Here is a 26,960-nt window from a genome sequence, read left to right as displayed (position 1 = left end):
TCGCAATCGGCCTGAAGCAGTTCACCAAGAAAATGCTCAGGCTGACTGCCTCAGGCGGTGGATTCCACCGGCCGATGCAACACCATGCCTCGCCTCCGGCGCGAGGAGTCGGCCCAACCGGAATACGCATCGAGGCAGGATGTGGACGACAGATCGCCGGCTGCATGTATTTGGGTCTAACAGTCACAGTCGAAGGCATCGCTCACCTGGAATCCATCACCCTGCCCATCTTCCACAGCGGACTTTTCTCATTCCGGGGGCCAATATGCCCGACGAGAATTTCCCGACGCTCTGTTTGCAGCGTTTGAGCTGTCGCACAGGGCTCAGGCCGCTTCAAGGCTGACGCCTTGACGGGAACACAGCCCCACCCTCCAAGCAGCAACTATCCGCATCCACCCTAAAAATACCCCCTAGTAGTCGTGATTCCAACGCAATCCAGGCGATCCGTCATTCATCAGGCGAATTCACTGGACTCGCCATCCCGGCAGCTGTACCGTCTTCTTTAGGTTCAGAAACTTGATTGAAGGCCGCCTTCCCCATGAGCAAATCCAAAGAGTCCACAGTCCATCGCATCGTGGATGCAAAGCAGTGGGAACTCAATCGCGAAAAAGAGCGCATCACCTATCCAGCCAACCACGCCGGCCCGATTCAAATGGACTGGCGCAAGCGTGAGAACTACTCGGCCACCGACCTGAACTACCGGGGAAGAAGCAAAACCCCATAACAGCAGCTCGGTCTCCGATCTCCTGACGAACCCCGCCACGGTTGAACTGAGCGGGGTTCTGCTTTTTCGACAAGCACACGGCGACCAGCGCCAGCACCGCTGGCCCGCCAGAAGACAAGGCCTGGCTCCACCATCACCTAAACTGACCGATCTGCTGAGCCGCTGCCTCTCCAGCGAAAAGCAGGTTCGCCACTCCGACGGACAAAGCCTTTGGTGAAGCACAAAACCTGGCTGCAGAGGCCACTCAGCCTCGCAAGAGGCGTTTCTGTTGATTGATAACCCGGCACAGAAATCGATACGGAGCGCTATCCGAACCGTAGGCCGACAGAGCAAGGGCCGCCCGTGTCCATGAACGCTCAGGAGAGCAAACCGCAATTCCTTGGAGCGATGAATGCTCCCACCATGGGAATAAAACATAAAAGCCGCTACAGCTTTACCAGCTGTAGCGGCTTATGTATTCTGGTGGGTCCTGCGAGATTCGAACTCGCGACCAACGGATTAAAAGTCCGCTGCTCTACCGACTGAGCTAAAGACCCTGCCACACATCAAAAGCAGTAGTTGCCTAATCAGTGGAATGACGTTATTGTAATCTATTTTTTCCGGCTCTTTGCCTAATTCTTGAATTAGTTGGATTAGCTTGGTTTGCGAGCCAACTGATCAAGTACCCAGCCTGCTGCGCACTGACCAAAGGTAGCTGTCACAGCCACGACCGAGCCATAGCCGTGGCAGTTGAGACTGCCATCACCGCCCTCGATTGAGCAAGATGCATCAGGTGGTGCGACAGCCTCGCGGCTGAACACACAAGTCACCCCCATGCGCTTGCCATCCTTGGGAGCGCCATGCTGCTTGCGCAGTCGGTAGCGCAGCTGCGACAGAAGCGGATCATGGGTTGTCGCACTCAGGTCTGCAATGTCCACCAAGTGGGCCATGCGCTTGCCACCTGCAGCACCAACGGAGATAAAGCACTGCCTGGTTTTGCGCGCATGCGCCGCCATTTCGGCCTTGGCCTTGATCTGATCGCAAGCATCTATCACCGCATCAACATCTGCCGGCAAGAGTTGCTGCCAGTTGTCTGGATCGACAAATTCATCGATGCAATTGACCTCGCAGGCTGGATTGATCTCGGCGATGCGATCACGCATGGCATCGATCTTGGCCTGACCGACAGTGCTGGTCAGCGCGTGGATCTGGCGATTGATATTGGACTCGGCCACATGGTCCATATCGATCAGAGTCAAGCGGCTCACGCCGCTGCGCGCCAGAGCCTCGGCCGTCCATGAACCGACTCCGCCCACACCAACCACCACCACATGGGCCGCACGAATCCGGGCTGCCCCCTGCACGCCGTAGAGGCGCTCCAAACCGCCAAAGCGGCGCTGCACATCTGCTTCTTCCATAGAAAAAACAGCGCCGGATCGGGGCGCTGTTTCCGCTTGAGGCTGTGAATATTCGGCCATTACTTGAGCGTCGCCAGCTTGGACTTGGCAATCCCTGCGGCTTCCGAGTTCGGATAGGCCTGCAGCAGCTCCTCCAGGGTCTTGCGAGCTGCCTTGGTGTCCTTGAGTTCCACCAGACAGTTGGCGATGGACAGGGCCGCTTCGGGTGCACGAGCATGCATGGGCGCATTGGTCATGACCGAACGGAAATTGGCGATGGCATTCTTGTAGTCGCGCGTGGCGTACTGCGAGTTGCCCAGCCAGAAGCGCACCGACGGCGTATAGCCGCTCTTGGGCCATTGGCGCAGGAAAGCGGCGAAGGCCTGACCGGCCTCGGGGAACTTGCCCGAACGGAACATGCCCAGAGCCTGCTCGAATTCCTGCTGCTCATTGCGATCGGCAGTGAACTCCACGCCGTCCACGGTGACGCTCACGGGCTCGAACTGACGCAGGCGCTCGTCAAAGCCCTTGGCCAGATCTTTCTGGCCACGCTGCAACTCCGCGGCGTCGCGTGTCAGTTGCTCGTTCTGCCCTCGCAGCTTGGCCTGGTCCGACTTGAGCGACTCGATCTGCGACTGCAGATCCAGCAGGCTGCGGCGGGTCTGCTCCTGCGATTGCTGCAGGCTGTCAACGCGCTGGCGCAGTTCGATGATGGCGCGGCGCGCCTCGTCATCACCAAACAGGGCTGCATGGGCGCTGATGGCAGAGCCGGCCAGCAGGCCGGCCGCCACCATGCGAGGCAGCGTTGCGTGACGGAGAGTCAACAAGGCCTGCTTCATCATTAACGGTAGTTGATTTCAACGCGACGGTTTTGGGCGTAAGCGTCTTCGCTATGGCCTTCAGCAGCGGGCTTTTCCTTGCCGTAGCTCACCGCTTCAACCTGAGCGTCGTTCACGCCCAGCAGGCCCAGAGAACGGCGCACGGCTTCAGCGCGCTTTTGACCCAGGGCCAGGTTGTATTCACGGCCGCCGCGCTCGTCGGTATGGCCTTCCAGCTGCACCTTGGCTGCGGGGTTGGCCTTGATGAACTTGGCATGGGCTTCGATCTGGGGCTGTGCATCAGCCTTGACAGAGTAGCTGTCAAAGTCGAAGTAGACGATGCGGCTGACACCCTGAGGGCCTGCCTTGGAAGCGGCGGAACCGGTCAGGTCCACGCCCGACACGCCACTTTGGCCCTGGCCGCTTGCGCCAGCACCCTGGCTGGACAGCGAACCGTCAACGGGCTTGTCGTCCAGCTTGACGCCAGAGCTGCAACCTGCGACCAGCGCGGTCACAGCCAAAGCCAGGGAAAGACGTTTGATAGTCAACATGAGATTTCTCCGAACAGTCCACAACGGACTTCATCACTAGAAAGAAAGAGGGAAAGCAAACTTCAGATCAGTGTTTTTGGAACGGGCCCCAGTCGGGCTCACGTATGTCTCCACTTGCACCGGCCAGACGCGCCTTGATCTTGCCGTCCAGCGTTGTGGTCATGAGTGCTTCACGGCCGCCCTGAATGGTGGCGTAAACAATCAGACGGCTATTGGGCGCAAAACTCGGGCTTTCGTCCGCCGTGGTGTCCGTGACGGAGTTCACGGTGCCTGTCGCCAGATCCATGACCTGGAGCTTGAAGCCACCGCCCACGCGAGAGACATAGGCCAGCCATTTGCCGTCGGGGCTGATGGCGGGCGAGATGTTGTAGTTGCCGGTGAAGGTCACTCGCTCGGCGCTGCCGCCCGAGGACGAGACCTTGTAGACCTGAGGTGCACCGCCACGATCGCTGACAAAGTAAATGGTGCGGCCGTCACTGGAGAAGCAGGGCTCGGTATCGATGCCGCTGCTTTGCATGAGACGGCGGGGCTCACCGCCCTGGGCGCTGAGCAGATACAGCTGCGAGCCACCGTCGCGGCTCAGCGTCACGGCCAGACGGCTGCCGTCTGGCGACCAGGCGGGAGCGCTGTTGGAGCCGCGGAAGTTGGCCAGCAGACGACGATGGCCGCTGGCTACATCGTGCACATAGACCACGGGCTTGCGTGACTCGAAGGACACATAGGCCAGTTGCGTGCCGTTGGGCGCCCAGGCTGGGGAAATGATGGGCTCGGGGCTGGACAGCGCGGACTGGGCATTCTCGCCGTCCGCATCGGCAATCCACAGGCGGTAATGGGCACCTGCCTTGGTCACGTAGGCAATGCGGGTGGAGAAAATGCCCTTCTCGCCCGTGAGCTTTTCATAGATGTAGTCGGCAATGCGGTGGGCCACGAGCCGCAGATCGCCGGTGGTGACTGCGAAGCCCTGACCACCCAGATCCTGGCCCTTGACCACATCCCAAAGGCGGAAGCGCACATCCCAGCGGCCATCCGCCAGACGCGTGATGCTGCCGGTCGCCAGCGAATCGGCACCCTTCTGACGCCACTGGGCCACATCGGGGCGTGAGGTCTCGTCAAGCGCCAGGCCCGAGGCATCCACACCGCGGAACTGTCCGCTGCGCTCCAGGTCGGCCTGGATGATGGCGGAAATCTTCTGTGGGGCCGAGCCCTCTCCCTTGAACTGGGCAATTGCGATCGGCAACTGTGTCAGGCCCACGCCTGTTACCTCAACCCTGAACTGGGCCAGTGCCGGAAGGGCCGGCGTGGCGGCTAACGTTGCCAGCATGGCTCTGCGGGAAGCGCGCGGCCCTGCCGCCCAGGTTGTCAGGGATGGAAGTCGGTCAATAGTCATTGGCAGCCATCAAAATTTCCGGAATTGCCCGGTACAAACACAAGCGCGAATGTTACACACACTGACGGATTCCTGATGTAAGAACGTGCTCAGTAGGGTGATCAAACGCAAGTGCCACAAAACTTTCAGATCGGGAGCATGCCAGAGTCTGCATGAGCGCAGAGGCAATCCCCTCGCCGATTCTGCCGCAGGCTTGCGCTTTATATTCAAACAGGCATAGTTGGTTACAACTTCATCCCAAATTTCATCTATTGAGATCCGTGCGGACTCCAAAAGCACAAGCCCTAAAATCACGCGCTTATGCAAGCCACACCGTCCCCATCGCCGAGCGAGACCGCCAAGGCCGTCCCTGCCCCAGCTCCCGCTCAAGCAGCCCCCGTCAATCCATCCGAGCTGCCGCTGATGCAGCGCCTCAAGCGCCTGACGCCTTATTTCTCGGGCCAGCGCTGGGCCTGGGGTCTGGCCATCCTGGCCACGCTGGTGGGGGCAGCCACCGAGCCCGCCATGCCGGCACTGCTCAAGCCCTTGCTTGACAGCGGCTTTACGGCTGGCTCGCTTGCGCTGTGGACGGTGCCGGTGTTTCTGATCGGCCTGTTCGTCATTCGCGGCTTGGCCCAGTTCACGGGCCAGTACGCTCTGGCACGCATCACCAATGACGGCATGCTGGGTCTGCGCCAGAAGCTGTTCGAGCGTCTGCTGGCCGCCGACATGAGCCTGTTTTCCAGGCAATCGGCATCGGCGCTGTCCAACACCATCGTCTACGAGGTGCAGACCGGTGCCCAGCAGCTGGTGCAGGCCATGATGAGTATCTCCCGCGACGGCTTCACACTGATCGCCCTGCTTGGCTACCTGATCTATCTGAACTGGCAGCTCACGCTGATCGTGGCCTTCATGGTGCCGGGTGTGGCCTGGGTCATGAAGACGCTGTCGCGCCGCCTCTATCGCATCACCAAGTCCAGCCAGACGGCCACCGACGAGCTGGCCTATGTGGTGGAGGAGAACGTGCTGGCCCACCGCATGGTGCGCCTGCATGGTGCCCAGGCTTCGCAGCAGTCGCGCTTTGGCGAGTTGAGCCGGCAGCTGCGCGGCCTGAACACCAAGGCCACCATCGCCTCGGCCGCCATGACGCCGCTGACCCAGGTGCTGGCGGCGATTGCGCTGTCGGTGATTCTCTGCATCGCCCTGTGGCAAAGCCGCGAAGGCGGCGCCGCCATCGGCTCGGCCAGCGTGCAGGATGTGACCGTGGGCGGCTTTGCCGCCTTCATCTCGGCCATGCTGATGCTGATTGCGCCCATTCGCCGCATGGCCGATGTGGCCAACCCCATCACGCGCGGCGTGGCCGCACTGGAGCGTGGCCTGGCCCTGCTCGAAGGCTCCACCGACGAGCAAGGCGGCAGTTTCAAGCCCTCCGCCAAGGTCAGCGGCGCGCTGCAGCTGAGCGATGTGAGCGTGCAGTTCGGCGCGGACAAGGCTCCGGCCCTCTCGCACCTGAGCCTGAACGTCAGGGCCGGCGAAGTCGTGGCCCTGGTCGGGCCGTCCGGTGCCGGCAAGACCACGCTGGTCAATCTGCTGCCCCGCTTTTTCTCGCCCACCAGCGGCCAGATCACTCTGGAAGGCGTGCCCGTGGCCGACTGGGACCTGAACACGCTGCGCCAGCAGTTCGCCATGGTGAGCCAGGACGTGGTCATGCTCAACGACAGCGTCGCGGCCAATGTGGCGCTGGGCAAGGATATTGACGAGGCCCGCGTCTGGTCCGCGCTGGAGGCGGCCAATCTGGGCGACTTCGTGCGCAATCTGCCTCAGGGCCTGCACACCCTGGTGGGCCACAATGCCAGCCAGCTCTCGGGCGGCCAGCGCCAGCGCCTGGCCATTGCGCGCGCGCTCTACAAGGACGCGCCCATCCTGATTCTGGACGAAGCCACCTCGGCACTGGACAACGAATCCGAGCGCCTGGTCCAGCAAGCCCTGAACCGGCTGATGCAGGGACGCACCACGCTGGTGATCGCCCACCGCCTGTCCACCATCGAGCATGCGGACCGCGTGGTGGTCATGGAGCGCGGCCAAATTGCCGAGCAAGGCTCGCATGCACAGCTGATGGAGCTGGGCGGCCTCTACGCCCGCCTGCACAATCAGGTGCGCAGCTCGACCCCCGGAGAGCCTCAAATTTAAGAGCTGCTACCGCATATGAACAAAGGACTTCAGAGTCAAACAACTCTAAAGTCCTTTTTCATTGGGCGTTAGCAGCTATCAAAATATTAATGACGGCGGTGAACTGCGCCCACTACCAGCTCCCGCGCGAGGGCTGGGTACGGCGCTCATGCTGCAGCGCCTTGCCCAGCAGATCGACCATGTACTGCCGGTCCACCAGCCTGGCGAAATCCGCTGCCGTCATATTGCGCTGGTTGCGCAGCGTGATGTCCGCCCCCTCCTGCAGCAGCAGCCTGACCACGGCTTCGCTGCTGTACTGGGCGGCCAGCATCAGCGGCGTGCTGCCGTTCGGTGAAGCGGCATCGATATAGGCGCTTTCCTCCAGCAGCAGCTTGATGATGTCCAGCGTCTGCGGCGTATCGGCAGAGGCCGCGTAATGCAGCGGCGTCCAGCCCTCGCGATTGACGTCGGCACCGCGCTTGATCAGCTCGCGCACAATGTCGAGATGGCCCTTGATGCAGGCCATCATCAGCGGCGTCTCATTCTGGCGCGAGGCCAGATTGACATCGATGCGCGGCGCCTTGAGCAGCACATCGAAGACTTTGAGCGAGTCCTGATGCAGGGCCGCCACCAGCCCCGGCCGCCCGCGCGAATCCAGGGTGTTGGCGTTGAAGCCGCGAAAGATCAGATTCACCATGGCACTGGAGTTGTCGCTGACCAGCGCCCGCGAATAGTCCTCGTAGTCATTGGCTCGTGCCAGTCCTGGCAGGCCAGCCACCCCGACGACAGCAGCACCGGCCCAGCGCAGGCTCTGGCGGCGGCTCAATGATGATGCAATCGATGGGGCAGCAAAAAGACTCATGCACTGGCTCCAGAGTTCGCTGACAAGGTCACGCCCTTGAACAGGCGGTCAAAGTTGGCACTGGTGGCGGCGGCCACCTCCTCGATGGAAATGCCGCGCACCTCGGCAATCTGCTTGGCCACAAAGGGCACATATGAAGGATTATTGGTCTTGCCGCGGTAGGGCACGGGCGCTAGATAAGGACTGTCGGTTTCTATCAACAGCCTGTCCAGCGGAACGAAGGCCGCCACGTCGCGCAGATGCTGGGCATTCTTGAAGGTCACGATGCCCGACAGGGAGATGTAGTAACCCATGTCCAGCCCGGCACGGGCCACTTCGGCGGTTTCGGTGAAACAGTGAAACACCCCGCCGGCCTGGGTGGCGGAATCCGCCTCGCCGCACTCGCGCAAAATGCCCAGGGTGTCGTCAGAGCTGCTGCGGGTATGGATGACCAGCGGCTTTTGCGTGATCTGCGCCGCCTTGATATGCGTGCGGAAACGCTCGCGCTGCCATTCCAGATCGGCAATCGTGCGACCGCCCTTGCGGTCTTCCATGCCGTAGTAATCGAGCCCGGTCTCGCCGATCGCCACCACGCGCGGCAGCGCAGCGCGCTCCACCAGGTCCTGCACGCTGGGCTCGGTCATGTCCTCGGTGTCGGGGTGCACGCCCACGGTGGCCCAGAAATTGTCGTAGTCCAGCGCCAGCTGGTGCACTTCGGGAAACTCTTCCATCGTCGTGCTGATGCACAGCGCGCGCGTGACCTTGGCAGCAGCCATGGCTTCGCGGATCTGCGCGATATTGGCGCTCAGCTCGGGGAAATTCAGGTGACAGTGGGAATCGGTAAACATAGAAATTGGACCGCTCCTGAGCGGCTGCGCCGCTTCCCCAGGGGACGACGCCATCGCTGCGAGACGGCTCTTGCTCGGCGTCTCTGATGTGGGAGCGCGCCAGTGTTAAAAATCAGATTGTCTGGGTCGGCTTCTCGGAGCTCAGGGCCGTGCCCAGAATCTGCTCGATCTTGGCCTTGAGCTCGGCGGACTTGGCATCCTTGGGAAACTGGATGCCCACGCCCTGGGTGCGATTGCCGGAAGCTCGCTCGGGCGTCACCCAGGCCACACGGCCCGCGACCGGGTAGCGCTGCGGATCGTCGGGCAGGGTCAGCAGCACATAGACATCATCGCCCAGTCGGTAGTCACGCTGCGTGGGCACAAAAATCCCCCCTTCGGCGAACAACGGAATATAGGCGGCATACAGCGCTGCCTTTTCCTTGATCGCCAGCTGCATCACGCTGGGACGAGGGGTGGTAGTTGCGTTCATAGTGGATAGCAGAATTCTTGTGGCAGCCGGGCGGCTGTACCCGCGAGGTTAACACCCGGAAAAATTTTGACCAAACCCTTGCCTCATGACCTAGCGCACGGCTCTGGCGGCTTTGCCCGAGATCAGCACCGCCCGAGCCCTGGAGGCCAGGGCCTCCATCATCAACCCGGCATTGAAGGGGTGATCGGCCGTGCGCGCCGCCTGCACCAGCTCGCGTGACCATTCGGCCAGCAGCGCCATGGGCAGCGGCTTGCCCGGCAGATCGGCGGGCGAGAAATACCGGGGCTCGCCGCCGCCGGCCAGAGCCATCAGGTCGTGGCAGATTTTCTGCAGCGCCTGCACGGCATCCACGGGAGCAAAAGCCGCCAGCGCAGCCACATCTCCCTTGGCCAGCTGCCTTGGCAGTTGCGCCCAGGCGGCGGCCTTGCCCGCGTCCGCCGCCATGCGCAGCGCATCGCCGGGTCGGCCGCCGGCAGCCTGCAAGGCCGCAGCGGCATCCGACTCGTTCAAACCTTGCGCCTGCAGCCACTGCGCGGCCTCGGCCGCCGCAGGCCAGGTCATGGTGTGCGTCAGGCAGCGGCTGCGAATGGTGGGCAGCAACTGGTGCGCTGCCTCGCTGGCCAGCACGAAGCGGGTGTCTCCGGGCGGCTCCTCCAGCGTCTTGAGCAGGGCGTTGGCGGTAATCGCATTCATTTGCTCGGCCGGGTAGACCAGCACGGCCTTGCCGCGTCCGCGCGCGCTGGTGCGCTGGCAGAACTCCACGGCATCGCGCATGGCTTCCACGCGGATTTCCTTGCTGGGCTTGCGCTTTTTGTCGTCGATGTCGGCCTGGGCTTTTTCCGGCAGCGGCCAGCCCAGCTCCATCATCTGCACCTCGGGCATGAGCACGCACAGATCGGCATGGGCACGCACCTCAATGGCATGGCAGCTGGCGCAGTGGCCGCAAGCGCCTTGCGCAGACGGCTGCTCGCAAAGCCAGGCGCGCACCAGCGACAGTCCCAGAGCGTACTGGCCCAGACCCGAAGGCCCTTGCAGCAGCCAGGCATGACCACGCTGGGCCAGCAGGCGGCCACGCTGCGCGGCGATCCAGGGCGCTTCGACGTCGACGGCACTCATGGCTTGCTGCCCACCATGATGGCCAGCCAGCCCTTGCGCACCACGGCCTGGGTGATCTGCTGCCACACGGCGTGGCGGCTGGCATGGGCATCGATGCGCACAAAGCGCTGAGGCGCAGTCCGGGCTCGCTCCGCATAGCCTTGGGCCACGCGGGCAAAGAACTCGCCGGGCTGGGCTTCGAAGCGGTCGGGAACACGGGCCGTGGCCAGGCGCTCGGCAGCCACTTCGGCGGGCAGGTCAAACCACAGCGTCATGTCGGGCTCGCGCATGAAGTCCGGGGACGGCCCTGCCTGCAGCGCGGTACCGGTCTGAGCCATGCGTTCCAGAGCCGACAACTGCTCCCAGCTGAAGCCTCGGCCCGCGCCCTGGTAGGCGAAAGTGGCATCGGTGAAGCGGTCGCTGATGACCACCTCGCCACGCGCCAGCGCCGGTTCTATGACCTGCACCAGATGGTCGCGCCGGGCCGCGAAGGCGATCAGCGCCTCCGTCAGCGGGTCCATGGCGTCATGCAGCATCAGGGCGCGCAGCTTTTCGGCCAGCGGCGTGCCGCCGGGCTCGCGGGTCAGCGTGACCGCCCGGCCCTGATCGCGAAAAGCCTGGGCCAGTGCCTCGATATGCGAGGACTTGCCCGCGCCATCGATGCCCTCAAAACTGATGAACAGACCCTTGGGTAAAGCTGTACTCACTGATATTTCCTCTAGTGCGGCGCATGGCGGCACCAGTTGTTTGATTCGACACAGGGCACAGACCACGGCCTGCAGCCCTCAAGGATTGCTTATTGACCGCGTTGGTAGCGGTTGACGGCCCTATTGTGCTCGTCCAGCGAGGCGCTGAAATGGCTGGTGCCATCACCCTTGGCCACGAAGTACAGAGCCTTGGTCTGATCGGGCTGCACGGCCGCCATCAGCGCAGCCTTGCCGGGCATGGCGATCGGCGTGACGGGCAGGCCCGCACGGGTATAGGTGTTCCAGGGCGTGTCCTCCAGCAGATCACGCTTGCGCAGATTGCCGTCAAAGCTGGCCCCCACGCCATAGATGACCGAAGGATCGGTCTGCAGACGCATGCCTATGCGCAGGCGGTTGGAGAAAACGCCGGCAATCTGCGCGCGGTCTGCGGCGCGGCCGGTTTCCTTTTCCACGATGCTGGCCAGGATCAGGGCTTCATCAGCGGATTTGAGCGGGGTATTGGCCGCCCGCATGGCCCAGGCATCGGCCAGACGGCGATCCATGGCATGCAGCGCACGGCGCAGCACTGCCATGTCCGAGCTGCCCTTGGCGTAGGTATAGGTGTCGGGGAAGAAGCGGCCTTCAGGCGGCACGCCCGCGCGCTCCAGTGCCGTCATCACGGCCTCGTCGCTGAGCCCTGCACTGTCCTGCTTGAGGAATTCCTCACGCGCCAGCGCCGCACGCACCTGGCGCCAGTTCCAGCCTTCAACAAGAGTCAGCGCACGCAGGCTTTCCTCGCCCCGCGCCAGCTTTTGCAACAGCACATAGGGCGTGAGCCCCGTGCTCAGTTCGTAGTTGCCAGCCTTGATGGCGCGGTCCTTGCCAGAGAAGCGAAACCACGCATAGAGCAGGCGCGCATCGGTTTGCACCCCGGCCTTGACCACGTTTTGCGCCACGCCACGTGGCGTGGTGCCGGGCTCTATCTCCAGCTCCAGACTGGGTTCGGACAACTGCAGCGGCTGGTTCAGCCACCACCAGGCGCCTCCCGCCGCCAGGGCAGCCAGAAGCAGCAAAAATATCAGTGCTCGAATAAGGGCACGCACAAGCTAGATCCATCAGTACACAGAGCGACGATCATAATTCAGCCATGACCCAGCCCAAGACGCTGCCCCTGAACGGCATTACCCCCATTTCCCACCTTGGTGTCATCCGCGCCGTTGGCGCCGACGCAGCCAGCTTTCTCCATGGCCAGTTGAGCAACGATTTCGCGCTGCTCAAGTTCGATCAGGCCCGCCTTGCGGCTTTTTGCACGGCCAAGGGCCGCATGCTGGCCAGCTTTATCGGCTTCAGGCGCAGCGCTGATGAAATTGTGCTGATCTGTGACCGCAGCCTGCTAGCCCCCACGCTCAAGCGCCTGTCCATGTTTGTGCTGCGCGCCCAGTGCAAGCTCAGCGATGCAACAGCCGACTTTGCTCTCTACGGCCTGGCCGGCCAGGCCGCCGAGCAGCTTGCCGGCAAGAATGCGGCGGCCTGGGCGCTCAAGCAGCAAGGCGATGCCCATGTGATCGCGCTCTACCCCGCTGCAGGCAACCAGCGTGCGCTTTGGGTAGGCCCTGCGGGCCAGGCCCCCGAAGGGCAGTTGCTGAGCGAAGACCTCTGGCAATGGTCCGAAGTCCAGAGCGGCGTGGCCACGCTATCGGCTCCCGTGGTCGATGCCTTTGTGCCCCAGATGCTGAACTACGAATCCCTGGGCGGCGTCAACTTCAAGAAGGGCTGCTACCCCGGCCAGGAAGTGGTGGCTCGCAGCCAGTTCCGCGGCACGCTCAAGCGCCGCGCCTATCTGGTTCATGCCGAGCAGGCTCTGAGCGTCGGCCAGGAAGTCTTCAGCGCCGAAGACCTCGAGCAGGCAACCGGCACCGTGGTGCAGGCAGCAGCAGCTGTGCAAGGCGGCTGGGATGCCATCGTCTCGATGCAGATTGCCTCTTCCAGCCGCGACGATCTGTTTGCCCATGCTGCGCTGGCCGAAGGCCAGAGCGCCGATGCGGGCAAGGGCATTGCGCTGCAGCCCCTGCCCCTGCCCTACGAGCTGCTGGCGGATATCTGAACGTCTCGGGCCCGCACTGCCGCAGGCCTGGCAGTGCGGGCCCGGCCACCGCTAAACTTTACTTGCACCCAGGTCATTATCTTTTCCTCAAAAAGATAACAGACCCCGAAGGCTGGCTCTGCGTTCGCATTGATTCCTCCCACTTGCTGGACGACAACGTCCTGCCGGACGGCAGTGGGCTGCGACGCCTCAACGGCCAGACTTTGCTGGAGCCCGCAGCGCAGCTGCAGCGACCGCCTCCACCCGCAGCATTGCCAGCACCAGCGCCGTGCAGCTGGCCCAGCAGACCGTGGCGGCCCGCAGCGCCGACGGCTACAACGTCAGCGCCTCGGCGTGGACCGCTTTGGCGTGCTGCTGGCCATGGTGCTGGGCGGCGTGCCCCTGAAGACCGGCAATGAAACCCTTGGTGCGATTGGCGTGGCCGGTGCGCCTGGCGGCCATCTGGACGAGGCCTGCGCCCAGAAGGCCATCACCGCGCTGAAGGATCAGCTGCAGCAATGCCGCCGGCACGCAGCGGAGAAAGGGCTGGGCTCGAGCCTGCGTGCGGCAAGGCCTGCGAAGCAGGCCGCCGCAGAGCGCTCTCGCCAGCGGGTGGCCCCCACCTTCAGCCGCCCGCTCACCTCTGTCCCGGACCTCGCCCGAACGGACTCAGAAGACCCCGTAGCGATAAGCCACATAGGCAGCCGCCGCCACCCCGATCAGACAGAGGACGGTCATGATTCTTGCCATGGGTGCTCCTTCGCATCAAGCATCAAATCGGGCTTGAACGCCTACAGATAAAGCGCTACAAGCTATCAAAAAATGTATCAAAGTACTTTGCACATGGTGATGTGGGGAATGCCGGCCTCCTCATAAGGCTCGCCTACCGGCGTAAAGCCTGCGCGCAAATAGAAGGCTTCAGCATGGCGCTGCGCGTGCAGCACGATTTCCTTGTCACCGCGATCGCGCGCCGCATCCATCAGGCTCTCGAGCACCATGCGCCCCCAGCGGCCGCCGCGCACGCTGCGATCCACGGCCATGCGGCCGATACGCCCCACGCCCGGCGCATCGCTGACCAGCCGGCCCGTGGCCACGGGCTGGTTCAAGCCGTTGAACAAGACCACATGACGCGCCACAGGGTCGAGCTCGTCGATCTCGATCTCGCGCGGCACGCCCTGCTCGCGCACAAACACGGCCAGGCGCAGGCGCTCGGCGTCGCGCCCCAGATCGTTCCAGCTGCCCGAGCGCAGCGTGACGACCTCCTGCCCTGCTTCATAGGCCGTGAGCAGATCCCGCATGGCCTGGGGTACGGGCCTGGGGGTCTGCGTCGCCGCGTCGGCAAACACATAGACCAGCTCCACGGTGTTGAGCAGCTCCATGCCCCGGAAGATGCCTGCCTCGAACTGCAGCGAGGTATTGCCCTGTTTGACGCAGCGGATGCCGACATCCAGCACATCGCCCAAAGTGGCCGAGCCGTGATAGACCGTGCTGGCCTTTTTCACAAACAGCTCGCCGCCCAGCGATGCAAAGCCTGCCTCGTAAGGAATGGCCAGCTGGCGCCAGTAGTTGGTGATGGCCACATCGGCATACATCAGATAGTGGGCATTGAAGACGATCTTCTGCGCGTCCACTTCGGCCCAGCGCACCTCGATACGGGTAAAGCTGCGAAAGTCCTGTCGATTCATGGTTCTCACTCTGGTTTCAATTCAATCCAAACGCGCCGCGCAAGGCCTGCGCCATGTCACGGTGCGCCTGACGCGCCTCGGCAATCACGCGGCCCATCTTGACGAACTCATGGGTCACGCCCTTGTAGATTTCCAGATCCACAGACACGCCTGCCATGCGCAACTTGTCAGCATATTCCACGCCCTCGTCCACCAGGGGGTCGCACTCGGCCAGGCCGATCCAGGCGGGTGCGACATCGTCGACATCGGGGGCCAGCAAAGGAGCGAAGCGCCAATCCTCGCGATCCTGGCGTCTGGCGATATATTGCGCAAAAAACCAGGTGATGGAAGCTTCTTCAAGAACCAGTCCATGGGCAAAGCGGCGATGGGAGTCGGTATCCTGGTGCGCCGTGGTTCCCGGATAGATCAGCAGCTGCAAGGCAAGCTTGAGGCCGGTGTTGCGCGCTTCGATGGCACAGGCTGCCGCCAGCGTACCGCCAGCGCTGTCGCCGCCGACAGCCAGGCGGCTGCCATCCGCCCCCAGGTTTTGCGCATGGGCTGCCAACCACTGCAGCGTATCCCAGGCATCGTTATGTGCAACGGGGAACTGGAACTGCGGCGCCAGGCGGTAGTCCAGCGACACAACCATGCAACCCGCCAGGTGTGCGAGCTGGCGGCAAAGCTGGTCATGCGTGGCCACGCTGCCTACCGTAAAGCCGCCACCATGCAGATACAGCAGCGCAGGCAAGCCCGCAGCGGGGGCTTCATCGCGGGTCACAGGAGCATAGAGGCGGGCCGGCAGATTCGCTCCGTCGCGTGAGGGAATCTGCAGGTCCTCCACACGGGGCAAGGCCTGCTTGGGGATCTCAAGCACGCCGGCGCCAGCTTCATAAGCCGCCTTGGCAGCTTCCGCACCGAGCTGATGCATGGGAGTGCGCGCGGCCCGCTCCATGCGGCGCAGCACATCGCGCATGGAGGGTGTCAGACTGGCTGGCAAAGCCGCAGAAGAATCGGACATGATCACGACGGTAAAAAAACACAGGATGGCATTGTGCGTTGCAACTCCGAAGTCTGCAGGCCAATGCCGACAATTGTTGGTAATCGATACCGTCGCAGACGTTCCAGGGAGCCAGCCCATGACAAGCAGCAGCACGGCGGCAGCCGCGGGATCCCGGTGAAGCAGGACCTGCGGCAGGAGCATCCAGACCATCAGTCCGTAGAGCAGGCCCGACATGCCGACATCGTCGCTCACCTGAGTCGAGGTGAACCACAACAGCAAAGAGACCAGAACGGCCAGAGAGCCCATGCAGGGCCTGTGCATCGCGGCTGCCCATTCCGCCCGCCAACACAGCGGCAAAAAAGCACGCTCCTGCAATTCCTGCGAGTACTGACTGAGAAGACGCATGAAGGTGTCCTGTGCCAGATCCTAAGCATCCTGCACACAATGCACTCGCCGCTTCAGCCAGTTCAGCTGCCATCCGTGGTGGTCGCAATAGAGCGTGTGCAGAAGAGAAGAAGAACTAGCTTGCGCACCAGGTAGGGCTCAGGGGAATACCGGTCTGCCCCGGCGATGAGTCGCCCACCGCTCCAGGAAGGGCCTTCAGGCGTCCGCCAGGCAGGCAATGGCCCAATGATGGGAAGAACTTCAGATGTCGCTTTTTAGGCTCTGTAAGCCGAATAACAAATAAATAACAATCATTCTCAATTACATCTATACTCGGCTTTACATTTCTTCGCACGCCAGCATGATTTCTTGACGCAAGCCAGCCAGCGAATCGACTGCATCGTTTGGTTGTCTGTCATGCTGAGCTCTCCGTATACCTGCTTTTCCTCATCAAGGGTGATTCACCCGCGCTTTGTCGTTGCAGCTCCTGTCTGCGGCAATCCTTGCCGCCCAGCTCCAGCGCATCAGGAGGCGGTATGAAAGCCACATCGCCCCTTATTCACTACCGCCTTGCGATTGCCTCGCGCAGTTTGGCTGCCGTCCTTGGAGGCTATGCGCTGGCCGCATTCAGTACTGCTGCCCTGAGTCTGCTGCTGAGTTCCCTGATGAGCCGCGTGGAGGCGGTGATGACCGCCACCTTGCTGTCCTGGGTCATCTACGCCATGGCTATTGCCTGGACCTTCTATGCACGCACGGCTTGGCTTGCCTGGGCCGGTGTACTCCTTCCTGCCCTAGCCCTAAGCGCAGCGCTGTATGGGCCATTGTGGTTGGGGGTGGAAGCATGACCGCCCCTCAAACCAAGACAAGCGCCAGAACCACGCGTCAGCCCGAGCAGGAGGGTTTTCGCCAGGCCATGTCCTGGCTGCACACCTGGTCGGGACTGATTCTGGGCTGGCTTCTGTTTGCGATTTTCGTCACCGGCACGCTGAGCTTCTTCAAGAACGAATTCAATCTGTGGATGCGACCCGAGCTGCATGGCCTGCCACTACCCGACAGCGACGTTGCGCAACGCGCCCAGGCGGCGCTGCACGAGCACGCGCCGGGCGTCAGCAACTTCATCATGCGTCTGCCCGATGAACGTACGCCGGCCGTCAATGTACTGTGGCGCGACAAGCCCAACAGCCGCTTCGAGACTTTGCTGCTGCACCCGCAAACCGGGGCCGCACTGCAGGCCCGAGAGACCGCTGGCGGAGAATTTTTCTACCGCTTCCATTTCGAGCTTCGCACCGCTCACAAGGGCCGCTGGACGATCCAGGGCCGCTGGGTGGTGGGCGCGGCGACGCTGATGATGTTCATTGCCTTGCTGACCGGCGTGGTCACGCATCGCCGAATCTTCAAGGACTTCTTCACCTTTCGCCCGCGCAAGGGCGGACAGCGCGCCTGGCTGGACGCACACAACGTCTCGGGGGTACTGGTGCTGCCGTTCTATCTGATGATTACGTTCAGCGGTCTGATGATCTTTCACGCCATGTATATGCCGGCCGGCATAGCCGCCGCCTACCCTGGCGCAAAAGGAACGGATTCGCAAAGCTATTTCTCCGAGTTGCAGGGCGATGTTCCCGGTGCGCGCAGCGCCAGGCGTGGCAGCAACGCACAGGCCGAACCCCTGCCCATGCTGGATCTGGGCCCCATGCTGAGCCAGGCCAGTCAGCTGTGGCGGGGCGGTCGTGTCGGCAGCATCACCGTGCGCAGCGACAGCCAGGGTCCTCTGGTGGAAATCACCCGCCACGACGGCGACAGGCTGCAATACGGACCAGCGCGGCTGCGTTTCGATGGCCGCACCGGCCAGCTACAAACCCAGGTCGATCCGCAAAGCCCGGCCATCAAAACCTATGGCGTGCTCTATGGCCTGCATCTGGGACGTTTCGCTGATATCGGAATGCGCTGGGTGCTGTTTGGCTTTGGCGTCATGGGTTCGCTGATGATTGCCTCGGGCCTGATACTGTGGTCGGTCAAGCGCCGCGCCCAGGCCCTGCGCAAGACACCTGCCGCCCCCCTGCCCTTTGGCGAACGGCTGGTGGCAAGTTTCAATATCGGCCTCATGGGCGGTCTGCCGCTGGCGATCGCGGCCTATCTGCTGGCCAACCGGCTGCTGCCATTGGAGATGCCAGGCCGCCCCGATGCCGAACTGTCCTGCTTCTTCGGCACCTGGGCGCTGGCCTTGCTGCTGGGCCTGATCCGGCCCACGCGCCAAGGATGGGCACTGGTGCTGGGCATGGCCGCCACCGCATACCTGCTATTGCCTTTGGTCAATGCCTTGACCACTTCAACGCATCTGGGCATCAGCCTGCCGGCCATGGACTGGAGCTGGGCCGGCATGGACCTGAGTTTTGCGGTCACGGGGCTGATGCTTGCCGCCCTCACCCGACATCTGCTGCAACGCAAATCCCAGCCTGCAGCCAGACATGCGCTCCCCGCCAAGGCTGCGACAGCCCCGGGACGCCAGCCCGGCTCCCAAGGGATCCCTGGCGACAACACCGCGCAGGAGGCATAGCAATGCTGCTCGACTTTCTATTGTGCTTTGCCGCCTGGACGGCCCTTGCCCTGGCCATGGACCGACACCATGAAGACGCTTGGCCGGATATCGATAGTGAAGCTCCCGCCGCAGTACTGCGCCGCCAGCGCCTGTTCCAAGCCGGCTGGATCCTGCTGGCCTTGTCACTGGGCATTGCTCTGGGCTTTCCGGGCGCAACCACCGCAGCCATGTCGGCCACCGTGTGGACGGCCGCTCTTTGCCTGGCGGCTCTGGCCGCCACCAGCATGGCGACCTGGCAAGCGCAGCGCCTGCCTCTGTTTGGCTTGATGGCACTGGCACTGGGAATACTGGTTTTTACCTTCGACCGCCTCGGTCCTTGACGGACTGCCTTCAGAACCTGCAGGGGCCACGAATCAGAGAGTCGCTGAGCATCAATGACTGAGAACCCAGGCAGCTATTGATGCAACAGGAATCCCGATCATGACCGGGCAAGGACATTGCATGCGCATCGCGATGCAGCAGCCGCCTCGGCCCTTGCATGGCTGGCCGTGACCAATCGATTGAACAAGAGGTGCAAGGAAAGAGCACAGGGCCATACAAGAGATCAACAGGCTCTCTTTTCTTGGAATCCAGACCGGTGCTTGAGTCTGGATATCGGGCAGAAGACCTTCACTCGTGCAGAGCAATTCATTCACCTATCCAGCATCCAAGGAGATTTTCATGCGCAATTTTCATCATCCCATTGCTCTCGCCACTCTGCTGCTTGCCAGTCTGGGCACAGCCCATGCTCATCAAGTCTGGCTGGAGAACGATGGCGGCCAGGCCCAGTTGTTTTTTGGTGAGTTCAATGACAACCTGCGCGAGACTTCGCCCGGTGCATTGGACAAATTTCTGGCCACACCCACGCTGGCCCAGCAAACAGCCAGCGGCACGCTGCAACTGAGCGGCCAGCGAAATGCCACGGGTTTCAGCTACAACGCGGCAAGCCAGGCCCAAACCCTTTTTGCCAGCGCCTCCTATCCCTTGATTGACCGCAGCAAGCGCAATGAACCAGCTTTGCTGTGGGTACCTGCGGCCCGCTGGGTAGCAACGCCGACACAGGCCGTGGCCGTCAATGCCCAGGCCCTGGATTTGGTGCCCACGGGCCAGCAGGGCCAATTCATGGTGAGCTTCAACGGTCAGGCCCTGCCCAAGGCCAAGGTGCAAATCGTCGCCCCCTCGGGCTGGTCGCGCGAGGCGCAAAGCGACGAGCAGGGCCGGGTCAACTTTGCCTTGCCCTGGAAGGGCCTGTACGTGGCCGAAGTGCATCACAGCGACAAGCAAGGCGGCGAAGCGCAAGGCAAGCGCTATGGCGAAGCCAGCTATGTGACCACGTTGAGCTTCAGCGTCAAGGACGGCATGCCATCCCCCGCCCTGCCGTCCGCCATCAAGCCCTGACGCAGAGCCTCCCATTCACTCCTGCAACCGCTCCAACCAACCCTGGTGGTCATTGTCCGTGACCATCTATTTGATAACAGCATCATGAACTACCCATTCCCCGGCGTACCCAGCCGACCATCGCTGACCTTGCTCAGCGCCCTGGCCTGCCTGAGCCTGGGCACTCAGGCACAGACCTCGCTTCCCGCACCCAGCGCAGACGGCAGTGCCGAAGTCATGCTGGCCCCCGTTACCGTGCAAGACAGCCTGGCCGGCGAAACTGCCACAGGTCCGGTCAGCGGCTTTGTCGCCCGGCGTGCGATCTCGGCCACCAAGACAGATACACCCTTGATCGAAACGCCGCAATCGATCAGCGTGGTCACGCGCGACCAGTTCGAAGCCCAGGGCGTGACCACACTGCGCGAAACCACACGCTACACGGCGGGCATCAATTCCAGCTATTTCGACAACCGCGTGGACTCTTTCAAGGCCCGCGGCGGTGATGTCAGTCAGTACCAGGACGGGTTGCTGCGCACTTACGGCACCTACAACAACATCAAAGTCGAGCCCTACACGCTGGAGCGCGTGGAATTCCTGCGCGGCCCCTCCTCCGTGCTTTATGGCCAGGGCAGCGTGGGCGGTGTGCTCAACCTGACCAGCAAACGCCCCCAGGCCGAGCGCATGCGTGAGGTGCAGATACAGCTGGGCAGCCACGGCCGCAAACAGATTGCCAGCGACATGACGGGCGCCATTGACGACGAAGGAAAGTGGCTCTACCGACTGGTGGCCGTGGGCCGCGACAGCAACACCCAGGTCGATCATGTCAAGGACGACCGCGTGGTGATTGCGCCTTCGCTGACCTATCGTCCCAGCACCGATACTTCGCTGACGCTGCAAGCCCTGTACCAAAAGGACAAGAGCGGCTCCATCACCCAGTTCTTTCCCTGGCAGGGCACGCGCCTGCCCAGCCCCTATGGGCAGATTCCGACAAACACCTTTATCAGCGAACCGGGCTGGGACAAGTACGACTCCGAAAACAAGTCCTTTGGCTATCTGTTCAGCCATCGTCTAAGCCCTCAATGGACACTGCGTCAGAACCTGCGCCGCACCATCAGCGAGGTGGACTACCGCACGCTCTACACCAGCTTTGCAGCCAACGCAGCCACGGGCCGTCCGGCACGTCCGGTGTTTGACGCCAACGGCCGCACCGTACAGCGCGATGCCGTATGGCAGATCAATGGCGGACGCATGCTGCTGGTCGACACGCAGCTCGAAGGCCTGCTGCAAACCGGTGAGGTTCAGCACCAGCTGCTTGCAGGCATGGACTGGCAGCGCAACACCAGCAACCAATCCAACTGGCGCGGGCCAGGCACGGCGCTGGATGTCTACAATCCCGTGTATGGCACGTTCACGCCGCCCTCGGCCTCCCAGCTGGTACGTGCGCCCAACGTGTCACAGCGCCAGCTCGGTTTCTATCTGCAGGACCAGTTGCGTTGGGGCCCCTGGACCGCGACAGTAGGCTTGCGTCACGACAAGGCCAAAACCGAGACCGAAGGTCGCCCGGCAGCGGCTGCCGACGACTCTGCCACCACCAAGCGCCTGGGTGTGACCTACCAGGCCGGTGGCGGCTGGGCTCCGTATGTCAGCTACACCGAGTCCTTCCAGCCACTGGGCGGCGTGGACTTCTACGGCACGCCGTTCAAGCCCCAGCGCGGCAAGCAGTTGGAAGCCGGCGTGAAATGGATTCCCGAGGGCAAAGGCATATCTGGCTATGCCGCGGTTTACGGCCTGCGTGAACAGAATCGCAAGACCAATGACCCAGGCAACCCGCTCAACAGCCTGCAACTGGGCGAGGTCAAAACCCAGGGCTTTGAAGCCGAGCTGATCGCAAGCCTTGCCAGAAACTGGGACTGGACGCTGGCCTACGCCTATACCGACGCAAAAATCAGCCGCAGCAATGCTGGCGACCAGGGACAGCGCGTGGCCTCGGTATCGCGCCATATGGCCTCCAGCTGGCTGATGCACCGATTTGCCGCTCAGGGCCGCGGAGGCTGGAGTCTCGGCGCCGGTCTGCGCTATATCGGACCACAGTGGAGCGGCACCTCTGCCATCGACACGCCCTCATCCCTGCTGGCAGACGCGATGGTGGCCTATGACGCCGGAGACTGGCGCCTTGCCCTGCATGCCAACAATATCGGCGACAAGGTGGTGATCACCCAATGCCTGTCGCGCGGCGACTGCTTCTACGGCGAACGCCGCAACTTTCTGCTGACTGCCACCTATCGTTACTGAACGGGCAGGCAATGCGAACAATGTCCAGCCGCCACTATGGAATCCGAGGCGAAGGCGTCAAAGACACCTTCTCTTCAGTTTGTGAGGGCAGCTGGCAAGGCAGGCTGCGCTTGATTGAAGTGCTGCACGCAAGCGGCTGGAGAACCTCATTTCAGCGCAGCAAATTCGTTTCTGAGCGCCTTGGCGCTGCGCTGATAGGCGCGCGGTGGCAAACCGCACCAGCGCTTGAAGGCGCGGGCAAAAACACGCTCTGACTCGTAGCCGCAATCCTCGGCGATCTGGGCCAGCGGCAAACCCGATTCCAGTTGCTGGGCTGCATGGGCCATACGCTGCTGCTGCAGATAGGCCATGGGCGATTCTCCAACCAGCGCCTTGAATTTTTCGGCAAAGAGCGAGCGCGACATGGCCGCCTCCCTGGCCAGGGCCTGCAAGGTCCAGCCATGGCTGGGGCGGCCGTGGATGGCGGCCATGGCCCTGGCAATCTGCACATCGGCCAGGCCGCGCACCCAGCCTTGACCGCGCTGCTGCTGTGCGGCGAAATGGTTGCTGAGCACGTGGATCAGGACCAACTCACCCAGGCGCGCGGCTGCCAAACGCCAGCCGGCGCGTCGCGCCAGCGAGTCCTCTATCAGAGTCTGCAGCATGTTGCCCAGCATGGCCGGTGGAGCGGCCTGCGCTGCAGGTATGTGCAGCAGCGGCGGCAGCAGAGTCAATATGGAGTGCCGGCAGTAGGCCGATATCCAGAGCAGCACCGAATCGATGCGGGTCTGGGCCCCGCCTCCGCCATGCTCGAACGTCAGAGGATTCTCGTCCTTCGGCCCCTGGGCAAAGCGTTCGATCATGCGTGCGAACGGAACCGGTGCCAGCGCGAGGTCCGACGCAATTACGTGCGGACTGCCCAGCGGCAACACCACCAGATCGCCAGGCAAGACCTGCAACGGTGACTGGCCTTGTACTTGCAGCCAGTACGGCTGCCCCTGGGCGATGCGGATCATGGTCCCCGGCACTCCCTCGGACGCCAGCGCCCAAGGCTCACCCAATGAAAAGCTGGCCGTCACCGCGCGCTCGGCTCGGCAGATGGCCAGCACGTCGCTTAAATGGTCGCTGCTTTGTTTCATGGAGGATTCCGGACGATTTGTGTCATTTTATGGATGCTTTGCGCTTCACGTGACAGGCGGCCTTGTCGACACTGGCTGGCACCGTATGCGGGCTGCCTGCGCAGCCCGGAACGAGCAAACCATACCCATATCAAGGAGCAAACATGTCCAAGACACGATTGAAAATAGGCATTGTGGGCGGCGGCATTGGTGGCCTGGCCGCCGCCAACGCGCTGCACCGCAGCGGACACGAGGTGACGGTGTTCGAGCAGAGCCGGCAATACCTGCGCGTGGGCGCCGATATCAATCTGACGCCCAATGCTGTGCGCGCACTAGACGGACTGGGCGATGCCATTGCGGCTGCCGTACGGGCTTCGGCAGCCCGCCCAACGCACCGTATCAGCCGCACCTGGGACAACGGCGAGGAAACATCGCGCCTGACCATGGGCAATGAGGCCGAGCGTCAATACGGTGCGCCACAACTCACCATCCATCGCGCCGACCTGCTGGCTGCGCTGGCCGACGCCTTTCCCCATGAGCAGGTGAAGTTCGCCAAACGCGTCAACCGGATTGTGCAAACCGATGCCGGTGTTGCCGTGGAATTTTCCGACGGCGCGCGAGTCGATGGACTGGATGCGCTGATAGGCTCGGACGGAATTCATTCGGTGGTGCGCACATCCCTGTTTGGCGCAGAGAGCCCACGCTTTACCGGAGTGGTGGCATTTCGCACCGTGGTGCCCACCGAGCGTGTGCGCCATGTTCCCGATATCGGGGCCTTCACCAAATGGTGGGGACCGACTCCTGACAGCCAGATCGTGACCTTTCCGCTCAATCAGGGCCGCGACACCTTTATCTTCGCCACCACGGCGCAGGAATCCTGGCATGAGGAATCCTGGACCACCGAGGGCAGCGTGACCGAACTGCGCAGCTTTTATGCCGGCTTTCATCCACATGCACGAGCCTTGCTGGATGCGTGTGACAGCGTGCTCAAGACGGCTTTGTATGAACGCGACCCGCTGCCGCACTGGTCGCAGGGACGAGTGTCGCTGCTCGGCGATGCCAGCCATCCCATGATGCCGTTCATGGCCCAGGGCGCCGGCATGGCTATCGAAGATGCCGTGGTGCTGGCCCGCAACCTTGATGCAGTGCAGGATGCCGAAGGCGTTGCGCAAGCCTTGCAGAACTACGAGGCCATGCGCAAGCAGCGCACCAGCCAGATCCAGATAGGCTCGCGAGGCAATAACTGGCTGCGTGCCGGAGGCAATGCCGACTGGGTCTATGGCTATGACGCGTGGCAAGTTGCTTTGACGGCCGAGCCGGTTGCCTGCTCTACCTAAACGACAGTACACCCCGGCAGTGTTGCCCTGCGCAGCGCCTTCGGGGGTTGATGGTGCGGTCTTGAACGGGCATCGTGGCGCTGTCGGCATCTGGCGAAAAGCCACGGTGCATGGCTGGCAGGCGCCCATGCCTTGCTTGGCCCATTGCATGAGCCTGCCTCTGCCCATGAGCAAGAAAACAGGCATCTGCGGGAGCGCATCTTGCCATGGCGGATCCGGATTTCGCCAAGCGCTGCTGACTTGCGAGACATGTCAGAGGACGGTGACGAGCGGCCTCGGAAGCCAGGCGAGAAAGTACTGGCCTGTGACTTCCGGCCGCTGCTTTGGAAGTTGCGGACCCCGGCCCTCATTCTCAAATGACGCATCAACCGGCGAAGCACATGTAATGTGCGGATGACCCCGCCTGCAGCATGCGGAAATTCGTGCGTCTATATGTGTTGCAACAGCATTCTGGCGGTTGTCCAACACAGGGACACAGGAACTATTCCAGACCTGCTTCATCCTCGCCGGACAAAGCGCCTGCTTTCTCGCAATGTGCACGCAAGCGCATCAGCGCGTTGTACATGGCATTGCGCTCATCTTCAGGCAATGCCCGAATGGCGGCAGCCTGGCTGGCACGCGCCAAGGGCATGACCTGTGCATGCAGGGCCTCGCCCTGTTCGGTGACCTGACAAAAAATCTTCTTGCGCGGCGTATTGCCTTCACCCTGCAGATCCACCAGGCCTTTGGCTTGCAGCCGCTTGAGAGCGCGGCTCACCAAGGCCTTGTCCGAGGTGGACTGAATGACCAGATCCGAGAAGGCCAACCGCTTCGAGTGAGCAATCAAGGCCAGCAAGCGCCACTCAGAGACCGTCAGATCGTGTTTCTCGGCATAGGGCACGGTAATCGTGCGCCGCAGAGCATTTCCCACCTGGCTCATCAAGGTGGTGATGAAGTCGTCCACTGTCAGTCCGTCGCCTTGCGCATTGAGCTGCGACCAGGGCGTTTCGCATGTTTTCTTGTTCATGCGCCATTGTTCCATCTGAATTAACAAATTCATATGTCAACAGTGAAAACAGCAATTTGATCGATCAACCATAAGCGTATAACTCCGTTTATTGTTTCTTTTGCGATTCAGTGTTTCACTTATGAATCATTAAAGATCGCACGCCAGATTTATACCCACGGCCCAAGGAGAGGCGACCATGTCAGTTGATAGACGCCAGTTTTGCTTTACCGCTCTTGCCTGCGGCACGCTGCTTGCGCAGCCGGTGCTTGCCGAAGAAAGTTATCCGAGCAAGCCCATCACGGTGATCGTGTCCTACCCGCCAGGCGGGGATACCGATGCAATCGCCCGCCTCTTTGCCGACAAGCTCAGCCACAGGCTCAAGCAGACCGTGCTGATCGACAACCGCCCGGGTGCCGGCGGGGCGATAGGCAACGGCATGGTGGGGCGTGCACGCTCCGATGGCTACACATTGCTGTTCACTCCCAACCCCTTCACCACCGCCCCCCTGGTCATGAAGCTGTCGGGCGCTGCAGCCTACGACGTACTCAACGGCTACGAAGCCATCATCAACACCGCCACCCAGCCCCTGGTGCTGGTCACGAGCCCCAAGCTCGGTGTCAAAAACCTGCCCGAACTGATTGCCAGGGCCAAGAGTGGCGCCACCGTCTCCTATGCCAGCCCCGGCGCCGGCTCGCCCATGCACATCGCCGGCGAATGGCTGAACAAAGCCGCCGGCGTCAAGTTGTCCCATGTTCCATACCGCGGCGTCGGCCCGTCGGTAACCGATGTCGTGGCCGGCCATGTCGATACTGCCTGGGTCACTTTCGGGCCTGTGCGCCAGTATCTGGACTCCGGCAAGCTGGTGGCGCTGGCCATCGGCGATACCAAGCGCTCATCGCTGGCACCTGCCGTTCCGACATTGACCGAGCTGGGCTACAAGGATGTGGTGGTCAGCGCCTGGAACGGCTTCTTCGCGCCGAAAAAGACTCCGGCGGCGGTAATCAATCTGCTCAACGAGCACCTCAATGCCATTTTGCGTGAGCCCGAAGTCGTGGAAAAACTGGCTGTCTTCGGCGCCCTGCCTGCGGGCGGGTCGCCCAAGGTGCTCAGCGATCTCAATCAACGCGAGTACATGGTGATGGGCAAAGCCATCAAGGAACTCGGCATCGTGGCCGAGTGACACCAATGAATCGTTCAGGCCCAGTCCTGGGCGATTCCAA

Annotated in this window: 25 protein-coding genes and 1 tRNA gene; 11 read left to right on the top strand and 15 right to left on the bottom strand. The window is 62.3% G+C overall.

Translation table 11 applies throughout. The annotated features are described in order from the left end of the window. Nucleotides 1–538: 538 nt before the first annotated feature. A complete protein-coding gene (locus tag MPZ60_RS08665; RefSeq protein ID WP_003070780.1) occupies nucleotides 539–724 on the top strand; it encodes a hypothetical protein in 186 nt (61 codons plus the stop codon). A gap of 460 nt (nucleotides 725–1,184) precedes the next feature. Here MPZ60_RS08665 and MPZ60_RS08660 read toward each other — a convergent pair. From MPZ60_RS08660 to tolB, 5 genes are all read right to left on the bottom strand, one after another. After that, a tRNA-Lys gene (locus MPZ60_RS08660) sits at nucleotides 1,185–1,260 on the bottom strand. A gap of 96 nt (nucleotides 1,261–1,356) precedes the next feature. After that, nucleotides 1,357–2,181 carry a ThiF family adenylyltransferase gene (locus MPZ60_RS08655; RefSeq protein ID WP_034356714.1) on the bottom strand — a complete coding sequence of 275 codons (825 nt, stop codon included), beginning with the start codon at nucleotides 2,179–2,181 and terminating at the stop codon, nucleotides 1,357–1,359. Continuing rightward, nucleotides 2,181–2,942, bottom strand: coding sequence for a tol-pal system protein YbgF (ybgF, locus tag MPZ60_RS08650; RefSeq protein WP_012837777.1), 762 nt, complete (start codon nucleotides 2,940–2,942; stop codon nucleotides 2,181–2,183). The genes MPZ60_RS08655 and ybgF overlap by 1 nt, the downstream gene beginning before the upstream one ends. Then, nucleotides 2,942–3,469 carry a peptidoglycan-associated lipoprotein Pal gene (gene pal, locus MPZ60_RS08645; protein ID WP_034356711.1) on the bottom strand — a complete coding sequence of 176 codons (528 nt, stop codon included), beginning with the start codon at nucleotides 3,467–3,469 and terminating at the stop codon, nucleotides 2,942–2,944. Before pal ends, ybgF begins: the two co-directional genes overlap by 1 nt. A 67-nt stretch (nucleotides 3,470–3,536) precedes the next feature. After that, a complete protein-coding gene (gene tolB, locus MPZ60_RS08640) occupies nucleotides 3,537–4,856 on the bottom strand; it encodes a Tol-Pal system beta propeller repeat protein TolB (RefSeq protein WP_034356708.1) in 1,320 nt (439 codons plus the stop codon). A gap of 300 nt (nucleotides 4,857–5,156) precedes the next feature. Between tolB and msbA the strand changes: the two genes are divergently transcribed. After that, nucleotides 5,157–7,025, top strand: a complete 1,869-nt coding sequence (msbA, locus tag MPZ60_RS08635) for a lipid A export permease/ATP-binding protein MsbA (protein ID WP_034356707.1) — start codon at nucleotides 5,157–5,159, stop codon at nucleotides 7,023–7,025. A gap of 112 nt (nucleotides 7,026–7,137) precedes the next feature. Here the strand turns inward: msbA and MPZ60_RS08630 are convergent, their stop codons facing one another. The 6 genes from MPZ60_RS08630 to mltG form a co-directional block, all read right to left on the bottom strand. Beyond that, nucleotides 7,138–7,866 carry an ankyrin repeat domain-containing protein gene (locus MPZ60_RS08630; RefSeq protein WP_034356706.1) on the bottom strand — a complete coding sequence of 243 codons (729 nt, stop codon included), beginning with the start codon at nucleotides 7,864–7,866 and terminating at the stop codon, nucleotides 7,138–7,140. After that, nucleotides 7,863–8,693 carry a TatD family hydrolase gene (locus tag MPZ60_RS08625; RefSeq protein ID WP_034356703.1) on the bottom strand — a complete coding sequence of 277 codons (831 nt, stop codon included), beginning with the start codon at nucleotides 8,691–8,693 and terminating at the stop codon, nucleotides 7,863–7,865. The genes MPZ60_RS08630 and MPZ60_RS08625 overlap by 4 nt, the downstream gene beginning before the upstream one ends. A gap of 112 nt (nucleotides 8,694–8,805) precedes the next feature. Further along, nucleotides 8,806–9,129 (bottom strand): PilZ domain-containing protein, encoded by a 324-nt coding sequence (locus tag MPZ60_RS08620; protein ID WP_012837773.1) that lies wholly within the window; start codon nucleotides 9,127–9,129, stop codon nucleotides 8,806–8,808. 123 nt (nucleotides 9,130–9,252) lie between these two features. Then, on the bottom strand, nucleotides 9,253–10,278 hold the full coding sequence (gene holB, locus MPZ60_RS08615; protein WP_034356700.1) for a DNA polymerase III subunit delta': 1,026 nt from the start codon (nucleotides 10,276–10,278) through the stop codon (nucleotides 9,253–9,255). Next, complete coding sequence (gene tmk / locus MPZ60_RS08610) at nucleotides 10,275–10,964, bottom strand: dTMP kinase (protein WP_034356697.1); 690 nt, start codon at nucleotides 10,962–10,964, stop codon at nucleotides 10,275–10,277. The genes holB and tmk overlap by 4 nt, the downstream gene beginning before the upstream one ends. A gap of 89 nt (nucleotides 10,965–11,053) precedes the next feature. Then, on the bottom strand, nucleotides 11,054–12,046 hold the full coding sequence (gene mltG / locus MPZ60_RS08605; RefSeq protein ID WP_034356694.1) for an endolytic transglycosylase MltG: 993 nt from the start codon (nucleotides 12,044–12,046) through the stop codon (nucleotides 11,054–11,056). A gap of 44 nt (nucleotides 12,047–12,090) precedes the next feature. Here mltG and MPZ60_RS08600 point away from each other — a divergent pair, with 44 nt between their 5' ends. Continuing rightward, nucleotides 12,091–13,047, top strand: a complete 957-nt coding sequence (locus MPZ60_RS08600; protein WP_034356692.1) for a folate-binding protein YgfZ — start codon at nucleotides 12,091–12,093, stop codon at nucleotides 13,045–13,047. A gap of 333 nt (nucleotides 13,048–13,380) precedes the next feature. After that, the gene (locus tag MPZ60_RS25190; RefSeq protein WP_370688516.1) at nucleotides 13,381–13,827 is read left to right on the top strand and encodes a heme-binding protein; all 447 of its coding nucleotides are present in this window, start codon (nucleotides 13,381–13,383) and stop codon (nucleotides 13,825–13,827) included. Between the two features lie 26 nt (nucleotides 13,828–13,853). Here the strand turns inward: MPZ60_RS25190 and MPZ60_RS08590 are convergent, their stop codons facing one another. Further along, complete coding sequence (locus tag MPZ60_RS08590) at nucleotides 13,854–14,711, bottom strand: GNAT family N-acetyltransferase (protein ID WP_034356690.1); 858 nt, start codon at nucleotides 14,709–14,711, stop codon at nucleotides 13,854–13,856. A 16-nt stretch (nucleotides 14,712–14,727) separates the two neighbouring features. Continuing rightward, a complete protein-coding gene (locus MPZ60_RS08585) occupies nucleotides 14,728–15,708 on the bottom strand; it encodes an alpha/beta hydrolase (RefSeq protein ID WP_034356728.1) in 981 nt (326 codons plus the stop codon). 902 nt (nucleotides 15,709–16,610) lie between these two features. Here MPZ60_RS08585 and MPZ60_RS08580 point away from each other — a divergent pair. The 5 genes from MPZ60_RS08580 to MPZ60_RS08560 all read left to right on the top strand — a co-directional run bounded on the left by MPZ60_RS08580 (nucleotide 16,611) and on the right by MPZ60_RS08560 (nucleotide 22,318). Next, a complete protein-coding gene (locus MPZ60_RS08580) occupies nucleotides 16,611–16,919 on the top strand; it encodes a DUF3649 domain-containing protein (RefSeq protein ID WP_034356687.1) in 309 nt (102 codons plus the stop codon). Further along, entirely contained in the window at nucleotides 16,916–18,628 is a 1,713-nt protein-coding gene (locus MPZ60_RS08575; protein ID WP_034356684.1) for a PepSY domain-containing protein, read from the top strand. The genes MPZ60_RS08580 and MPZ60_RS08575 overlap by 4 nt, the downstream gene beginning before the upstream one ends. A gap of 2 nt (nucleotides 18,629–18,630) precedes the next feature. Continuing rightward, nucleotides 18,631–18,990 carry a DUF3325 domain-containing protein gene (locus tag MPZ60_RS08570; RefSeq protein ID WP_034356680.1) on the top strand — a complete coding sequence of 120 codons (360 nt, stop codon included), beginning with the start codon at nucleotides 18,631–18,633 and terminating at the stop codon, nucleotides 18,988–18,990. 340 nt (nucleotides 18,991–19,330) lie between these two features. Then, entirely contained in the window at nucleotides 19,331–20,047 is a 717-nt protein-coding gene (locus MPZ60_RS08565) for a DUF4198 domain-containing protein (protein WP_034356725.1), read from the top strand. Between the two features lie 84 nt (nucleotides 20,048–20,131). Then, nucleotides 20,132–22,318: a TonB-dependent siderophore receptor gene (locus tag MPZ60_RS08560; protein WP_052057628.1), complete on the top strand. Its 2,187-nt coding sequence runs from the start codon at nucleotides 20,132–20,134 to the stop codon at nucleotides 22,316–22,318. 146 nt (nucleotides 22,319–22,464) lie between these two features. Here the strand turns inward: MPZ60_RS08560 and MPZ60_RS08555 are convergent, their stop codons facing one another. Beyond that, nucleotides 22,465–23,436: an AraC family transcriptional regulator gene (locus tag MPZ60_RS08555; protein WP_034356674.1), complete on the bottom strand. Its 972-nt coding sequence runs from the start codon at nucleotides 23,434–23,436 to the stop codon at nucleotides 22,465–22,467. 143 nt (nucleotides 23,437–23,579) lie between these two features. Between MPZ60_RS08555 and MPZ60_RS08550 the strand changes: the two genes are divergently transcribed. After that, entirely contained in the window at nucleotides 23,580–24,752 is a 1,173-nt protein-coding gene (locus MPZ60_RS08550) for an FAD-dependent monooxygenase (RefSeq protein ID WP_003061482.1), read from the top strand. A gap of 481 nt (nucleotides 24,753–25,233) precedes the next feature. Here MPZ60_RS08550 and MPZ60_RS08545 read toward each other — a convergent pair whose 3' ends face one another. Continuing rightward, entirely contained in the window at nucleotides 25,234–25,758 is a 525-nt protein-coding gene (locus MPZ60_RS08545) for a MarR family winged helix-turn-helix transcriptional regulator (RefSeq protein WP_003061480.1), read from the bottom strand. 178 nt (nucleotides 25,759–25,936) lie between these two features. Between MPZ60_RS08545 and MPZ60_RS08540 the strand changes: the two genes are divergently transcribed. Then, nucleotides 25,937–26,920, top strand: a complete 984-nt coding sequence (locus MPZ60_RS08540) for a tripartite tricarboxylate transporter substrate binding protein (RefSeq protein ID WP_034356671.1) — start codon at nucleotides 25,937–25,939, stop codon at nucleotides 26,918–26,920. Nucleotides 26,921–26,960: the final 40 nt, after the last annotated feature.

The organism is Comamonas sp. 7D-2 (genome assembly GCF_022749555.1).
Classification (GTDB): domain Bacteria; phylum Pseudomonadota; class Gammaproteobacteria; order Burkholderiales; family Burkholderiaceae_C; genus Comamonas; species Comamonas thiooxydans.
This window is presented reverse-complemented; position numbering and strand designations above follow the sequence as displayed.

Coding starts and splice junctions, on each gene's coding strand:
- MPZ60_RS08665 (WP_003070780.1), top strand. CDS start 539: ATGAGCAAATCCAAAGAGTCCACAGTCCATCGCATCGTGGATGCAAAG.
- tolB (WP_034356708.1), bottom strand. CDS start 4,856: ATGACTATTGACCGACTTCCATCCCTGACAACCTGGGCGGCAGGGCCG.
- ybgF (WP_012837777.1), bottom strand. CDS start 2,942: ATGATGAAGCAGGCCTTGTTGACTCTCCGTCACGCAACGCTGCCTCGC.
- MPZ60_RS08565 (WP_034356725.1), top strand. CDS start 19,331: ATGCGCAATTTTCATCATCCCATTGCTCTCGCCACTCTGCTGCTTGCC.
- pal (WP_034356711.1), bottom strand. CDS start 3,469: ATGTTGACTATCAAACGTCTTTCCCTGGCTTTGGCTGTGACCGCGCTG.
- MPZ60_RS08630 (WP_034356706.1), bottom strand. CDS start 7,866: ATGAGTCTTTTTGCTGCCCCATCGATTGCATCATCATTGAGCCGCCGC.
- MPZ60_RS08585 (WP_034356728.1), bottom strand. CDS start 15,708: ATGTCCGATTCTTCTGCGGCTTTGCCAGCCAGTCTGACACCCTCCATG.
- MPZ60_RS08560 (WP_052057628.1), top strand. CDS start 20,132: ATGAACTACCCATTCCCCGGCGTACCCAGCCGACCATCGCTGACCTTG.
- msbA (WP_034356707.1), top strand. CDS start 5,157: ATGCAAGCCACACCGTCCCCATCGCCGAGCGAGACCGCCAAGGCCGTC.
- MPZ60_RS08570 (WP_034356680.1), top strand. CDS start 18,631: ATGCTGCTCGACTTTCTATTGTGCTTTGCCGCCTGGACGGCCCTTGCC.
- MPZ60_RS08620 (WP_012837773.1), bottom strand. CDS start 9,129: ATGCAGCTGGCGATCAAGGAAAAGGCAGCGCTGTATGCCGCCTATATT.
- MPZ60_RS08625 (WP_034356703.1), bottom strand. CDS start 8,693: ATGTTTACCGATTCCCACTGTCACCTGAATTTCCCCGAGCTGAGCGCC.
- MPZ60_RS08540 (WP_034356671.1), top strand. CDS start 25,937: ATGTCAGTTGATAGACGCCAGTTTTGCTTTACCGCTCTTGCCTGCGGC.
- MPZ60_RS08600 (WP_034356692.1), top strand. CDS start 12,091: ATGACCCAGCCCAAGACGCTGCCCCTGAACGGCATTACCCCCATTTCC.
- MPZ60_RS08590 (WP_034356690.1), bottom strand. CDS start 14,711: ATGAATCGACAGGACTTTCGCAGCTTTACCCGTATCGAGGTGCGCTGG.
- MPZ60_RS08550 (WP_003061482.1), top strand. CDS start 23,580: ATGTCCAAGACACGATTGAAAATAGGCATTGTGGGCGGCGGCATTGGT.
- MPZ60_RS08555 (WP_034356674.1), bottom strand. CDS start 23,436: ATGAAACAAAGCAGCGACCATTTAAGCGACGTGCTGGCCATCTGCCGA.
- holB (WP_034356700.1), bottom strand. CDS start 10,278: ATGAGTGCCGTCGACGTCGAAGCGCCCTGGATCGCCGCGCAGCGTGGC.
- MPZ60_RS08575 (WP_034356684.1), top strand. CDS start 16,916: ATGACCGCCCCTCAAACCAAGACAAGCGCCAGAACCACGCGTCAGCCC.
- MPZ60_RS08655 (WP_034356714.1), bottom strand. CDS start 2,181: ATGGCCGAATATTCACAGCCTCAAGCGGAAACAGCGCCCCGATCCGGC.
- MPZ60_RS08545 (WP_003061480.1), bottom strand. CDS start 25,758: ATGAACAAGAAAACATGCGAAACGCCCTGGTCGCAGCTCAATGCGCAA.
- MPZ60_RS08580 (WP_034356687.1), top strand. CDS start 16,611: ATGAAAGCCACATCGCCCCTTATTCACTACCGCCTTGCGATTGCCTCG.